The sequence below is a fragment of the Bacillus cereus group sp. RP37 genome (assembly GCF_040459695.1).
In the GTDB taxonomy this organism is placed as follows: domain Bacteria; phylum Bacillota; class Bacilli; order Bacillales; family Bacillaceae_G; genus Bacillus_A.
Map to the genome: position 1 here is coordinate 4,096,189 of NZ_JARVHP010000001.1, position 14,858 is coordinate 4,111,046.

Consider the following 14,858-nt stretch of genomic DNA (forward strand, 5'->3'; position numbering starts at 1 on the left):
ATTTGATGCACCGTCAAAAATAGAGGACAGTCTTATAGTAGACTGTCCTCTCACGCTCTACGCCGTTTCATTTCCTGCAATACTTCTTCCGCTTTTTGCTCATACGATAAATCTTTAAAGAAATCCGCCAATCTTTTATAATCATTATACGTATCTAATAAATCATCCATCTTTTCTACTTTCATCACTTGTTGTTTTTGCTTCATTTTTACTGGATAACGATAGCCCGATATTTCTTGTATTTTGTAATACTCATCCTCTACTTGAATGACCTTTACAAGTTCCTCCTCTTCCGCATCCATCGTATACCCATCAAAATCTCTAAGTAATTCATAAATGATATGAGTCCATTCATCTTTTGGATAAAATCCTTTTTCTAACCGATAACCGACAATGCGATACATATGCCCATCGTTTTCTGCAAACTGTACTGTATCATTTAGCTTAAACTTAAAATAACGAAACATTGCCTTCACCTACTTATATGTAATGTTCTTATCACATACTATTTGCAAAATGTAGGTCTTGCTATTCATAAAAAAATACTCATCTTATAGATGAGTATTTTTTACGATGATTTTTCTCTTTTCTTTCGAAATGGCAACCACCAGTTCCAGTCTCCAAACAATTTCATTAAACTCGGTACAAGCATAAGACGAATAATTGTTGCATCAAGAAATATCGCTAACGCAACGCCAAGCCCCATTTGCCGTACTGGTAAAATATCAGTAAAGGCGAACGCACCCGTTACAACAATCATAATTAAAGCAGCTGATGTAATGATTCTACTTGTTGACACAAGTCCTTCTAACGTCGCTTGATCGTTATCTCCTGTTTCTTCATATAACTCATGAATACGCGAAATAAGAAAGACTTCATAATCCATGCTAAGCCCAAATACAAGGCCGAAAATGAAGATTGGTAAAACGAATAGAACAGGACTCGCTTCTAAACCAAAATGACCACCTTCAAATAACCAAACAACAATTCCAATTGTTGCGCTTAAACTAAGTATATTCATAATAATCGCCTTAATCGGAATGAGTATAGATCGGAATGCAAATAATAATATAACAAAGGTTGATCCAAATATAACAGACATACCAATTGCAACTTTATCTTTTATTTCATCTTCTAACTCTTGTTGGAACGTCGTCATTCCGCCTAAATAATACGTAACATCTGTTTCTTTATAATTTTGTTTAAAATCACGAACCCACTGTTTAGCAGTTTCAGTACGCGGTTTCGTTTTCAAAAAGACTTCTATCGTCGTCTTATTCCCTTTCGTATATGCTTCAAATACAGGAGCTAGTTTTGCTGCTTCTGGTGACTGTAGCATTCCCGCAACTTGATCTGCTTTCATTCCAGTCAGCCCGTCGTATAAACTTCTTACTTCATGCACTTTCTTATCGTCTTTTAATTTTCGAACGACTTCTTCTATCTTTTGTAAACTTTCTTTTTCTTTCATATCTTTTTTCGTCTCTACCAATAACGTAACATCAGCATGTGTTTTTGCAGTTTTATTAAATGCTTCTTCGTACTTCTCATATGCCATTCTTGTATCACTTTGTTTAGGTAGAGCTTCCACGTCAGGGAACTGTAAATTTGCAGTACGTAACGGCAATAAGCAAATAACAATAAATAGTGTAACAACAATAATCATCGCAATTGGATGTTTCATTACAAATTGTGCAAATTTACGCCACGCCTTTGCCGGCGTATGTGCTACTTGATTCTTTTTTAATATTCGTTTACCAATTAATGATAATAGCGCTGGAAGAAGTGTAAGTGAGAATAAAATACTCATAATCACAACAATCATTCCGCTAATTGCGACAGACTGAATATAATCGATCTTAAAGAAAAACAAACCGGATAATCCAACAAATACACATAATCCTGAAAATACGATCGCACGCCCTGCTGTCTGATATGTAATTGCTATCGCTTCTTTTACCGTTCGCTTTGCAACTTCCTCTCGAAAGCGATTTACAAATAACAGCGCAAAATCAATAGATAGCGCCAGTCCGATCATCGGTGCAACATTTAACACAAAAATAGATAGTTCCTTATCGCTACCTATAAAGTATAATATTCCCATCGTACTAATAACACTAAGTGCCCCATTTACAATTGGTAAAATAGATGCCAAAAGACTACCAAATGAAAATAGTAATACGAGAAATGCAATTGGCAGACCAATCATTTCTGCTACTTTTAAATCATTTTGCGTTCTTTCATTAATCTCTTGATTAATTTTTGGAAATCCTGTAGGCGTTACTTTTAACGCTGCATTACTTTCCTTTTCGATTTTATCAGCAAATTGTAATGTCTTTTCCATTCGTTCCTTATTTGTTTTCCCGGAAAATAAAATTGTCGCATAACCGATATCATCTTGTAACATTTCTTTATTTTGTATTGGGTGATGGAAAGATTCATATGTCTCTTTCTCTTGTACATTTTTTACAATTCCCTCTACTTGCTTTTGAAATTCCTCATGTGAAGCACCCTTATTTTTTTCAAAAACGAGTAGAAGTGTATCTTGAGACCTCTTAAAATCTTTATCTAAAATTTCTTTCGTTTTTTGATAGTCCCCTTCCGTTTGGAAGCCATCACCACCTAACACTCCCGGCAGCTTTGGAGCGAAAATACCGAGTGCTACCGCAAGCAATAATAACGCCACAATTACTGTATAACGAAACTGATACAAAAAAGCTCCTAACTTCCCCCACTTATCTACTTTATGTACATTTGTTTTCACACATTTTCACCTACTTTAAATAATTCAATTGTCATTTATACTGTATCACATCTTCGTACAAACAAAAAACGTCTAGAAACACTATAATGATAGTTTTTCCAGACGTTTTTTTATCTCTCTTTATTAAGTCCCAATCTCTCCGTAAGTAAACGGTGACAGTAAATCGCCATAATTAACAAAATACCACCTACGCAATAACCAGCTAAAATATCAGTTGGATAATGTACATTTAAAATAACTCTACTTAATCCAATCGATACAATTACTATTCCCATCAAAATCGTTATAACATATTTCCCAGTTACACTCTTCAAATTCGCAGCAATGATATAAGCAAGAAATCCGAATGTCATAATAGATAACATTGCATGCCCACTAGGGAAGCTATATCCAAGTGCATCCAACGCTTCATTTAACGACGGACGCTCCCTTTTCACAATTTCTTTTATCCCTTTATTAACAAGATGTGTTATTAAAATGCCCATTGGATACACAATCATCGCAGCATAATAACGTTTTCTCCAAAAAACAAGTAAACTTATAACGAGCGTAGTTACGATCCCAATGGCAGACCCTAATTTTGTATAGTGTGAGAAAAATGTAAGCGAACCTTCTGTTTGTAATCCTTTTACTAATGATCGGACATATGTATCCATCACTGTAACGCCACCCGCATGTACTCGCCAAGCAACAATGCCAAATACAGCAAGTAATAAAACAATACATACTACCTCATATTGATGCAACTTCTTTTTCAAGCGATTTCCTCCTACTATGAAAAAAATGCGATTTCTATTTTAGAAACCGCATTTCCTTACTTATTTACCTTTTGTTTTTAACTCTGTCCAGTAACGATCATAGTCTTTTAGCTTATCGTCTACATCAACAAGCCATTCTGTACGATCTAATTCTTCTTTCGTTAAGAAGATCATATGATTATCACGATATTCTTTACTATGAAGAGGATGAGCTTTTTCATTCGGATTACTGTATCCAATTGACTCGTAGTTTTTCACACTTACTTTTTCATCTAATAAGTAGTTCATAAACTTCTCTGCAAGCTCTTTGTTTTTCGCACCTTTTGGAATCGCTAACGTGTCAGCCCAAATTGTGCCGCCTTCTTTTGGTACAACGTACTCTACATCTTTATTATCTTTTGCGATAAATGCTGCATCTCCAGACCAAACTGTTCCAATCCAAGCATCTTCTGTAATGAATTTTTGTTTAATATTATCTGTATCAAATGCTAATAAGTTTGGAAGTAGCTTCTGTAAATCAGTTGCTGCTGTCTTTAACTGTGCATCGTCTTTCGTGCTGTTTGAGAATCCGTGCTTCTTAAGACCCATTCCTAACACTTCACGAGAATCATTTAATAAAGTTACATGCCCTTTATATTTCTCATTCCATAGGTCAGCCCAGCTTGTAGGTGCTTCCTTCACATACTTTTTGTTGTATGCAATACCTGTTACGCCCCAAGTATATACTAAAGAATATTTATTTTCTGGATCAAACGCAGGTGTTTTGAAATTAGAAATCATGTTTTCGATATTCGGGATATTCTTTTTATCTAACGGCGCTAATAAATCCATTTTCGCCATTGTTTTAACCATGTAATCAGATGGCTGAATTAAATCATACTTCGCGCCACCTGCTTGTAATTTCGCAAGCATTTCTTCATTACTTGCATACTTATCATAGTTAATTTTCACGTTATATTTCTTTTCAAAATCTCTTAGCACTTGCTCATCAAAATTGTCAGCCCAGCTATAAATGTTTAACTCTTCTTTCTTTTCACCACAACCAGCAAGTACACCAGCAACAAGGCTAAAGCTAATTGCTGCGCCGGCTAATCTTTTTATTAATTTCATCGATTTATTACCCCCTCGTACTTTCTAGATCGTTCGTATTATAAAGGAAGGTGTCCTCCAGAGTTTTCTTCACCATCTGCACCTTTGTTACGGAAGATTTCAGATAGAACCATTAATCCTACGATAGCTACAATTAAAATTGTAGAAAGTGCATTAATTTCTGGTGATACTCCACGCTTAACCATACTGTAAATGTATAATGGCAATGTTGTTGATCCTGGTCCTGATACGAAGAAACTAATTACAAAATCATCAATTGATAATGTGAATGTTAATAATGCGGCTGAAATAACTCCTGGTGCAATTGCTGGGAACGTTACATAACGAAACGTTTGCCACGGCGTTGCTCCTAAATCATTCGCAGCCTCTTCTAAATCACGTCCCATACCAGAAAGACGTGCTGCTAAAATAACGACAACAAATGAAATACTAAATGTAATGTGCGCAATAATAATTGTTGTTTTACCCAGTTCCATACCTAATTGACTAAATAAGATAAGTAAAGATAGTCCCATTAAAATATCAGGGATTAAAATTGGTAAATATACAAGACCGTTAATAGCACCTTCATAACGATATTTGTAACGATGTAATGCAATCGCAAAAATCACACCAAGAACAGTCGTTACAATCGTCGTTACGATCGCAATCGTCATACTATTTACAAACGCATCAATAACATCTTGTTTTTGAAATAAATCTGTATACCAATGGAATGTAAAACCTTCCCATTCCGCATTAATGCGAGAATCATTGAAAGAATATACCATTAAAACCATCATTGGAAAATACAAGAACAATAAAATTAACCAAGAATAAGAAACTAAAAACTTCTTCATCTTTGCCTATTCCCCTCCGTTCCCATCATATTTATATACTTTCGTTGCACGATAATATAAGTAAATTAACAGAACAGAGAATAGAACAACAATCATAGATAACGCAGATCCAAACGGCCAATCACGCGCTCCTAAGAATTGATTTTGAATTACGTTTCCGATTAATGCTACTTTCGATCCACCCATAACGTCTGATACAACAAACATTCCGATAGAAGAAACAAATACTAAAATAGAACCAGTAGCAATCCCTGACATCGTCATTGGTACTGTAACATTCCAAAATGCCTTTACTGGTGTTGCTCCTAAATCATAAGCTGCTTCTAACTTACGCTTATCAAGCTGCTCAATCGCTGCATACACAGGTAAAATCATAAATGGTAATAAAGAATAGACCATTCCGAGTATTACAGAAGGAGTATTATATAGTAAATTTAAAGGTTCACTAATAATACCTAGTTTCAATAGCAATGTATTTACAAGACCTTGTGAACGTAAAATAACAATCCATGCGTATGAACGAACAAGAAAGTTAATCCAAAACGGGATCGTTGCCAATAATAAAAGAATCGAACGGTATTTACGATCAACAATCGTAATGGTATACGCAAATGGATAACCAATCAGTAAACAGATTACTGTTGTAATGACTGCGATCTTAACAGTTTCCCATAACGTCCCCATATATAATGGGTCAAATACACGCGCTATGTTCTCTAATGTAAATTGCATTTCCACTGTCCCATATGCTCCGCGCTGCATGAAGGCGAATGCCAATACAAACAGAAGTGGAATTAAGAAGAAGATTAACAGCCACGCGACTGTAGGTAGTGCGAGTAATTTCCCTTTTTTCAATTTAAGGTCACCTCGTCCTCTTGCTCCCAGCCTACGTATACATTATCTCCAATGCTCCACTGTGCTGCTTCTTCAGCAGTTTGATATGCCATTAGTAATTCTGATGTTTTCTCATCACGCACATAAAGCTTTTCCATATTTCCAACAAACTCGATGTCTTCAATATGTCCAAGATGGTATTCTTTTAAAATCGGCTCTTCAACCGAACGCACTTTTACATTTTCAGGGCGAATTGCTACATAGCCTTCCCCGTTTTTCACAATATTATTTTCACCGATAAATGTCGCAACGAACAACGTTTTCGGCTTATTGTAAATTTCTTTCGGCGTTCCGATTTGCTCAATATGTCCTTTATTCATAACAACGATACGATCACTCATGCTCATCGCTTCTTCTTGATCGTGCGTTACGTATATGAACGTAATTCCTAAATTACGTTGTAAGTTTTTCAATTCACGTTGCAAGTCTTTTCTTAACTTAAAGTCTAACGCCCCAAGTGGCTCATCTAGTAATAATACACGCGGGTTATTTACAATCGCTCTCGCAATTGCTACACGCTGCTGTTGTCCACCAGAAAGCTTTGCAGGTTTACGATTACGGAACTCAAGTAACTGCGTTAAACGCATTGCCTCTTCAGCACGCTCTTTCTGCTCTGCTGCCGGTACTTTCTGCATTTTCATACCGAAACAAATATTCTTCTCCACATTCATATGTGGGAATAGCGCATAATGTTGGAACACTAAGTTCATATGACGCTTATATGGTGGCAAATCGTTAATCTTTTCATCATCTAATAAAAGATTCCCTTTAGTTGGAGTTTCAAATCCTGCGATCATACGAAGTAATGTCGTTTTCCCGCAACCACTCGGTCCTAAAATTGTTAAAAATTCTCCCTCTTTAATATCTAAAGAAAGAGGTGGGATAATCACTTGACTTCCAAAATGTTTTTCTACTGCTTCAACTTTAATAATCTTTTTCATTTTCCCGTCCAATCTACCTTAAATTTTAATTTTTATATTCATGAATAAATATTTATGTTCTATAGACTATTTTTTGTTTCGATCCAAACAAAAATGGTTATTTAGCAGCGTTCTCTTCTATTCTATATGTAGTATGTTTGATTCATTTTCGCATGATACATATGTCGAACAGAAAAACCCCTTCCATTGCGAAGGGGCTATTATCATACGGCTACGCCTACTGATAAACACCATCATCATTTTAACAACTTTCGTATGAATTTTAAAGCACTTTTTGTAGAAGAGTAACGAATTTTCATATCAAATGCCGTAGATTGGGCTAAAATGCTTTTATAATGTGAAAAAGTCCGAAAACTTTCTTCTCCATGATAACTCCCTAATCCGCTACTTCCGACGCCCCCAAAAGGTAAATATGGCGTTGCAAGATGATAGACAACATCATTAATACAGCCTCCGCCATATGAAATATTACTCGTCACTTTCTTTTGTACTTCTTTATCTTCAGAAAATACATACAACGCTAACGGTTTCGGATGTTGCTGAATGGTGCCAATTACCTCTTCTATGTTGTCGTATTCTACAATTGGTAAAATCGGACCAAAAATTTCATCTTCCATCACAGCACTTTTCCATGTAACATTTGTTAACACTGTTGGTTCTATATGTAAAGTTTCTTTTTTATAGTTCCCGCCAATTACAGTTTTACCATCTTTCAAAAATGTACATAAACGTTCAAAATGACGCTCACTCACAATTCGTACGTAATTATCATTGTGCAGTGGATCTTTTCCATACTGCTCCGCAATTTCGTGTCGTAACGCATCGATTAACTGTTCTTTCACGGAAGTATGCACATACATATAATCAGGTGCTACACATGTCTGCCCAGCATTTAAAAATTTCCCCCACACAATTCGTCTTGCTGTTACATCTATTTTTGCATCTTTATGTACAATACAAGGGCTTTTTCCGCCAAGTTCTAACGTAAGCGGCGTCAACTGTTTCGCAGCTGCTTCCATGACAACTTTCCCAACTCCCACACTACCTGTAAAGAAAATATAATCAAATGGTTCCTTCAGCAAAGCTGTACTCTCTTCAACGCCACCTTCTACTACCGCTACGAGCTCTTCTTGGAATAATCCCTCTAACATTCTCGTAAGTACTTTGGAAACGTTTGGCGTTAACTCTGACGGCTTTAAAACGATTGTATTCCCAGTTGCCAGCGCTCCTACAAGCGGTGCAATCGCTAATTGAAACGGATAGTTCCACGGTGCAATAATAAGTGTCACACCGTACGGTTCAGGAACTACTTTCCCCTTCGATCCAAAATGAGTAAGTGCTGTTCGAACTCGCTTCGGTTTACTCCACGATGAAATATGCTTCAATTGAAAGGAAATTTCTTTTAATACATATCCAACTTCCGTTGTAAACGACTCGTGAACTGACTTATTTAAATCTAATTTCAATGCCTGAAATATTTCTTCTTCAAACCGCTGAATGCCTTCATAAAGCTTCTTCAAATTACTCTTTCTCGCTTCTATACTTCTCGTATGACCTTTTAAAAAATATTCCTTTTGTCTACTTACAATAGAAGAAACACTCATTCACTCACCCTCTCCCACTATTTTCATCCAATTCTTTCATTATTTATATAGGCTTCATATGAAACAAATTTCTATTCGTAAAGTTACATTATATATAATTTATTCTTTTATATAAAATTCATTGCTCACAAAAAAACTACCGAAAGAAAATCTCTCGGTAGTTTTACTGTATTAACGATATAAACGAACAGCACCTGCAGAATTATCATCAGCTTGTCCTACTACTTCAAACTTCAGGCCAAGATTCGGTAAAATACGTCCTGCATCTGGAATCTGTTTATTAATATACGTTTTCGAATCATCAAACTTTGGCACACCTGCTAAGCCATTATACGTATACGTTCCGCGCGTTGGAGATACAACTTTCCAAGCTGGCGTTTTATCAAATGAGAACGCCGCATCAGCGATTTGGAATCGTGTACTACTTTCAATTGTCGGTTTACCATTTAAATTTCCTACAATTGCTTCTGGATGAGAATCAACTACACCAAGGAAACCATGTCCTGGATGTAAACCAACCCAGTTATCTGTGTAAGCTGAGTCTGCATACCATACAACCATACCAGAGTTATATTCTGGACCGCGAGCAAATTTCAATGCGCTATCTGATCCAGTATGATTTCTCCACTCTACATAGTAGTTATGTTTTTTCTTCTCAGTTCCGTTAGAAACTGCGAAACCATCTAATTTAAATTGTGGTGTACCTTCTGCATCATCAGAGAATACTACTTTACCATCGACTGTTAATGAAGCATTATCAAGTAGGAAACCGTTTAATGCTAAACCACCGTCCGTAATGTACTCAAATGTTAATTTTACTTTCTTACCTTTGAATTGGCTTAAATCATATGATTTGTCAACCCATTTTCCATTTGTCGAATCTGCATTTCCACTATTTGCTTTCTCACCAAGTTTTTCAATTAGCGTTTTTTGACCATCTTCTGTTACAGCATGTACTTCAAGGAAATCATACTCTGCTTCGATTTCATATAACGATTTGAAATCAAATTTCGCATTCGTTGCATTCGTTAAATCGAACAGTGGTGTTTCTAGCGTTGTATGAAGATTGTCACCTTTTGTGCTGTAGTAATACTGCTTACCAAATGCTGGAGCAATCGTTTTTATATCTTTATCCGGTAAGTTGACACGAATCATACCTGGTCTTGCTGATTTCGTAACACTTTGGTCTAAATATGTTGCTAGACCGATACCTTTATTTAATTTCTCGTAATCTACTTCTACAATATTTGCCCAGTTACCACCAATTGTTTTTTGGAAATACTCTTTATTTTGTGGTGAGAAACTTGTTGGCGTTGTTCCTGCAATCTTACCAGCCCAGCTTCCGCCACTCATAACAGACCAAGCTTGAATTGGCTCACCATGACCCGTATAGTTTGTATCATATTCATCTGGAAGACCTAAATCATGACCATATTCATGTGCGAATACACCAACTGCGCCATCTTCTGGTTCAATTGTGTAGTCGAATGCTGCCATCTTTCCGCCCCAATATGGAACTTTCGCTTGTGTACCTTCAATTGCGAATGGCTTTGGTCCAACTGTCCAGCGATGTGACCAAATTGCATCATCACCTAATTTACCACCGCCTGCTTCCTGTCCAACACCCGCATGAATAATCATTAAGTGATCAATTAAACCGTCTGGTTGATTTTGATTTCCATCACCATTTACATCGTATTGATCGAACTGATCAAACTGTGATAAATCAAGTCCGCTATCTACAGCTGCTTTTAATGCATCTTTTACTAGATCACGTGGTCCTTTTGGTCCTTTATTATCATGACCTGTAGCAGCATCCGCACCGTAATCAGCAGCTTTACCAGGAACTGTTAACCATTTAGTAACCGTTCCGTCTACTGTGTAACTACCACCAGATTGCTCTTCGTAATATTGTTTAAACGTTTCGATTTTACTTCCATCCTCTAACTCGAATGGTTCATTACCGAATAACATTTTTTCATAATGTTCTTTGTTAAAATCGTCAGTATACATATAACCAGGTTCTTTATCAATATTGTTATGTTTAAAGTCAGCGTACTCTACAAGTAAAACGAGTACTTTATCTTTACGAACTTCACCGTTATATTCTTTTCCCTTTGCTGGAGAAGTTGGTACTTTACCATTTAGACCACCCTTAACTGGGCCTGTCGCTGCAGGTGTTCCTGTTGCTGGTTTGTCTAACTTTTCTTTCGTATCAGCTTTCGCATCTTTCACTTTCTTTAAAAAGTCAGATGCTTCTTTCGTAAGTGGGTCCCCATTTGATACTTCTTTCCCAGGATTTTCACCCTTTTTGTTCTCTACGTATTTTTCGACGGCTTTCTTTGTTTCTGTCTCTGAAGCCTTCGAATCAATTACCCCACGGTTTTTTAGCGCATTTGCTAAACGGTCTTCCGGAATTAAATGGTCATCGACTGGGCTCGTAGCTGTCTTATTCACAGGCGTTTCAGCATATGCAGATTGAGTACCAGCTCCGAACGAAAGGCCTAATACAGCTGTCAAAGCGATTGATGATAAAACTTTGAACGGTTTCTTGTTCATCCCTTATTTCCTCCCCTAATAAATAATATGTATTACAAATTGAATTTTATTAAAAATTCAATATTTTTTCAATATTTAGTCATATTATGTAATGTTTTTAATATATTTGTAAAAATTCCATAGTTAGCATACGAATATATCACAATTCAACAATGTTTTCTGAAAATATTGAAAATATTTGTCAGAAACTTTATAATCGCCATAGAGGGAATTTAATGGGGATTTTATCTTTGTTTTATCTACAAAATATTTGATAATTCACTACATAAAAACACAAAATCTGATTGCATTATCACGTATTCTGTAGCAGCAGTTATGACCGATAATTAGGGAGGAATTACATTTGTACAAAGATAAGACTGACGCACTGGATCAAGAATGGATTGATTTAATACTTGAAGCTCTAGATGCTGGTATCGCCCTGAAAGATATTGAACATTTTTTCCAACGTATGAAGTCATCCAGTCAGGCTCAATAGGTTTGTTCTTTTTAGCGAAGTTTATGTTATAATAATGACATCATAAGACGACGACATATTGATAGAAAGGTGCGCAAATATGATTGGAGAACGTATAAAACGCCTGCGTTTACAAAAAGGTATTTCATTAACTGAACTTGCCGAAAAAGCCGGCGTTGCTAAATCTTACATTAGTTCTATAGAACGAAATTTACAAAAAAACCCTTCCATTCAGTTTCTTGAGAAAATCGCAGCAGTTCTACAAATTCCAGTTGATACTCTACTACATGATGAAACAGCAAAGGAAAACCACTTAGACTCCGAATGGACGCAACTCGTTAAAGATGCGATGAGCTCAGGTGTCTCCAAAGAACAATTTCGTGAATTTCTTGAATTTACAAAATGGAAGCAAAATCAAAAATAATAATAGAAAGAAGTGCTAACAACCAGCACTTCTTTTTCTTTATAAAAAAAGCGGGGGATACCCGCTTTTTTATTATTTTTCTTCGCCAGCTTCTTGGTTAGCATTGAATGTCCATTCTAAATTCAATGAATCACCTTGGAAGATATTTTGTTCTTTCCCATTATCTACAAATTCAAATTGTACCCACAGATAATCCTCTGTGCCTGCTTCTAATCCACCCTTTTCTCCCCACTCAGGAGCAAAGATGTCTTTAGCTAAAAGATCTGGATCAGCATTTTGTAAATCAGCTAAAGTTGTTTCATATACAGGCTCACTTTGTTTATCCCAGTTCCAAAGGAATTTCACTTTAACGTGCTTACCAAAGTCTTCACCAGCATTATCGCCTTTTGCATCTTTCACAGTATACTTTGTCGCTAGTTTAACGTCTTTAATTGTTAATGAACCGCTATTCTTTAATAAGAACTCTTTCTTAATAGAATCCCCTGGTTTTAAATCTTTAATATCTACAAGCGTTTTAGGGTCTAATGTAAGATCTAACGTCCCAGCTGCAAATGTATTGTTTGATACTTCTTTATCGCTAAAGAATGCAAATGTTCCTCCACCAATTAAAGATAACCCCAATGCCGCTGATGCAACTCCCATACCTAATTTCTTTTTCAGACTCACAATCAATTCCCCCTAGCTGTTTTTTATATTTATTTTTCAATAAGAGACATAAAGAAAACTATATTAGCTTAGCTAATGTTCGTTCTCTTTTAAAAACCTTAAGTTCATTATAACGAACAAGCTTGTGTAAATACAACAAATATTTATTAGTATTTTCAATTATTTTTATTTCTCAATATTATTTAGATTTTTCTGAATTTAGATGTTTTTATTTTAAGAACAGCAATAAGTGCGAGGGCAAATACTCCCTCACACTCGTTTACATCATTCTTTTTCATAACGATTAATCGTCAGTTTATTCTGATGCCTTCTCTAACTCTACAAGATTATGATTATTGGCAGTAGCATTTTCATGAGTTCCTTGCTCAGGTTTTTTAGCTGTCTCTACTTGTTTCTGATTTTCTACTTTCTTCTGATCTTCTACCTTTTTCTGATCTTCTACTTTCTTCTGATCTTCTACCTTTTTCTGATCTTCTACTTTCTTCTGATCTTCTACTTTCTTCTGATCTTCTACTTTTTTCTCCTCCTCTGCCTTCATTTGAACTTCCGCCTCTATCGCATCATTTAATTGTTGGTGAAGAATCTGAATTTGTTCATCAATCGCTTGCAAACTAACTTCTTTCGCAATATAATCGTGCTTCTCTTTTATACTATGAAAACCTTCATTCACATATAGAGCTACTTGTTGAATCGATTCACTTTTATTCACTTTTAATTCTTCTTGTATTTGATTATAAGGAGCTTCGATTGTAGTATATACATTTTGCAGCGCTTCCTCCTCAGAAGCAATTTTCTCACGTCCTTGTTGCCACACTACAATTGCCTGTTCAATTTCTTCTATAGAAGTTACTGCTAATTTCTCCTTCATCGCCCCATACTCATGTTCAATAAACTGTTTATGTTGCTCAGCCTGCTCTTTAAACGTATTTACTGTTTTCGGAAATATAATCGCTGTAGAAAGAGCGGCTTCCACTTTCGTTTCATGAATAAATGCAGCTTCTGTATACGTCATTATTTGAGAGCCTAAATAAAACGTAATGGAGCACATACAAGGCAATATAAGCATCTTTTTTAATTTGCGAGGTGTTTTCAGCATCTTAATCTCTCCCATCGAACAATATGTTCTCTATACAGAACGTTAACTTTATTATAATAAAGAACGATACAAAATGATAGCTGTATACTAGAAAAATAGAAAAAGGGCTATCCATATGATAGCCCTTTTTAATATTATCTTGCTTCACCTTCTGTTTGTTGTGCATCAAACGTCCAAGTTAAATTTAGTTTATCGCCTTGGAATTCATTTTGGTCTTTTTTATTATCAACAAACTCGAATTTCACTGTGAATTTATCAGACTTACCTGCAGAAATACCTTTTTCATCCCAGAACCAAGCAGCTAAATCATTATCTACCGCTGTAAGTGTGTCACCCTTCAATTTATCTAGCGTTGTTTCTTTTACGATTGTTTCATGCTTGTCTACATTTTTTAAGAATGTTACTTTAATATGTTTACCAAAATCATCTTTATTGTCGCCCTTCGCATCTTCTACCTTATAATCTGTTTTTAATAGAACCTTTTTAATATCTAAAGATCCTTTATTTTCTAGTTTAAAATCTCTTTTAATTGTATCGCCAGGTTTTAAATTCGATACATTAACAACTGTTGATGGATTTAATGCTAAATCCAGTGTACCAGCCGCAAATGTATTGTTTGACACTTCTTTATCACTGAAAAATGCAAATGTTCCTCCGCCAACTAATGCAGCTCCTAATACAGCTGATGCGATACCCATTCCTAATTTTTTCTTTAAAGTCATGTCCATATCCCCTTAATCTATATATTT

14 protein-coding genes are annotated in these 14,858 nt (G+C 35.7%); 2 read left to right on the top strand and 12 right to left on the bottom strand.

Features of this window, described 5'->3' with window-relative positions; all coding sequences use genetic code 11:
- Positions 1 to 50: 50 nt before the first annotated feature.
- The 9 genes from QCI44_RS21635 to inhA1 all read right to left on the bottom strand — a co-directional run bounded on the left by QCI44_RS21635 (position 51) and on the right by inhA1 (position 11,466).
- Complete coding sequence (locus QCI44_RS21635; protein WP_016088808.1) at positions 51 to 467, bottom strand: hypothetical protein; 417 nt, start codon at positions 465 to 467, stop codon at positions 51 to 53.
- Between the two features lie 101 nt (positions 468 to 568).
- The gene (locus QCI44_RS21640; RefSeq protein WP_016088809.1) at positions 569 to 2,761 is read right to left on the bottom strand and encodes an MMPL family transporter; all 2,193 of its coding nucleotides are present in this window, start codon (positions 2,759 to 2,761) and stop codon (positions 569 to 571) included.
- 110 nt (positions 2,762 to 2,871) lie between these two features.
- Positions 2,872 to 3,519, bottom strand: coding sequence for a phosphatase PAP2 family protein (locus QCI44_RS21645; RefSeq protein WP_016088810.1), 648 nt, complete (start codon positions 3,517 to 3,519; stop codon positions 2,872 to 2,874).
- 60 nt (positions 3,520 to 3,579) lie between these two features.
- Positions 3,580 to 4,629: a spermidine/putrescine ABC transporter substrate-binding protein PotD gene (gene potD, locus QCI44_RS21650; protein ID WP_016088811.1), complete on the bottom strand. Its 1,050-nt coding sequence runs from the start codon at positions 4,627 to 4,629 to the stop codon at positions 3,580 to 3,582.
- A gap of 38 nt (positions 4,630 to 4,667) precedes the next feature.
- Positions 4,668 to 5,468: a spermidine/putrescine ABC transporter permease PotC gene (gene potC / locus QCI44_RS21655; RefSeq protein WP_000714199.1), complete on the bottom strand. Its 801-nt coding sequence runs from the start codon at positions 5,466 to 5,468 to the stop codon at positions 4,668 to 4,670.
- A gap of 6 nt (positions 5,469 to 5,474) precedes the next feature.
- The gene (gene potB / locus QCI44_RS21660) at positions 5,475 to 6,323 is read right to left on the bottom strand and encodes a spermidine/putrescine ABC transporter permease PotB (protein ID WP_000715494.1); all 849 of its coding nucleotides are present in this window, start codon (positions 6,321 to 6,323) and stop codon (positions 5,475 to 5,477) included.
- On the bottom strand, positions 6,320 to 7,303 hold the full coding sequence (potA, locus tag QCI44_RS21665) for a spermidine/putrescine ABC transporter ATP-binding protein PotA (RefSeq protein WP_016088812.1): 984 nt from the start codon (positions 7,301 to 7,303) through the stop codon (positions 6,320 to 6,322). The genes potB and potA overlap by 4 nt, the downstream gene beginning before the upstream one ends.
- A gap of 236 nt (positions 7,304 to 7,539) precedes the next feature.
- Complete coding sequence (locus tag QCI44_RS21670; protein ID WP_016088813.1) at positions 7,540 to 8,907, bottom strand: aldehyde dehydrogenase; 1,368 nt, start codon at positions 8,905 to 8,907, stop codon at positions 7,540 to 7,542.
- 171 nt (positions 8,908 to 9,078) lie between these two features.
- The gene (gene inhA1, locus QCI44_RS21675) at positions 9,079 to 11,466 is read right to left on the bottom strand and encodes a M6 family metalloprotease immune inhibitor InhA1 (RefSeq protein WP_016088814.1); all 2,388 of its coding nucleotides are present in this window, start codon (positions 11,464 to 11,466) and stop codon (positions 9,079 to 9,081) included.
- Positions 11,467 to 11,809: 343 nt separating this feature from the next.
- Here inhA1 and QCI44_RS21680 point away from each other — a divergent pair, with 343 nt between their 5' ends.
- Both QCI44_RS21680 and QCI44_RS21685 read left to right on the top strand, forming a co-directional pair.
- Entirely contained in the window at positions 11,810 to 11,944 is a 135-nt protein-coding gene (locus QCI44_RS21680) for an anti-repressor SinI family protein (protein ID WP_016088815.1), read from the top strand.
- A gap of 79 nt (positions 11,945 to 12,023) precedes the next feature.
- Complete coding sequence (locus QCI44_RS21685; protein ID WP_016088816.1) at positions 12,024 to 12,347, top strand: helix-turn-helix domain-containing protein; 324 nt, start codon at positions 12,024 to 12,026, stop codon at positions 12,345 to 12,347.
- A gap of 72 nt (positions 12,348 to 12,419) precedes the next feature.
- Here the strand turns inward: QCI44_RS21685 and calY are convergent, their stop codons facing one another.
- The 3 genes from calY to QCI44_RS21700 all read right to left on the bottom strand — a co-directional run bounded on the left by calY (position 12,420) and on the right by QCI44_RS21700 (position 14,831).
- Complete coding sequence (gene calY, locus QCI44_RS21690; protein WP_016088817.1) at positions 12,420 to 13,013, bottom strand: biofilm matrix protein CalY; 594 nt, start codon at positions 13,011 to 13,013, stop codon at positions 12,420 to 12,422.
- Positions 13,014 to 13,308: 295 nt separating this feature from the next.
- Complete coding sequence (locus QCI44_RS21695; protein ID WP_016088818.1) at positions 13,309 to 14,109, bottom strand: DUF4047 domain-containing protein; 801 nt, start codon at positions 14,107 to 14,109, stop codon at positions 13,309 to 13,311.
- Between the two features lie 134 nt (positions 14,110 to 14,243).
- Positions 14,244 to 14,831, bottom strand: a complete 588-nt coding sequence (locus QCI44_RS21700; RefSeq protein ID WP_016088819.1) for a CalY family protein — start codon at positions 14,829 to 14,831, stop codon at positions 14,244 to 14,246.
- Positions 14,832 to 14,858: the final 27 nt, after the last annotated feature.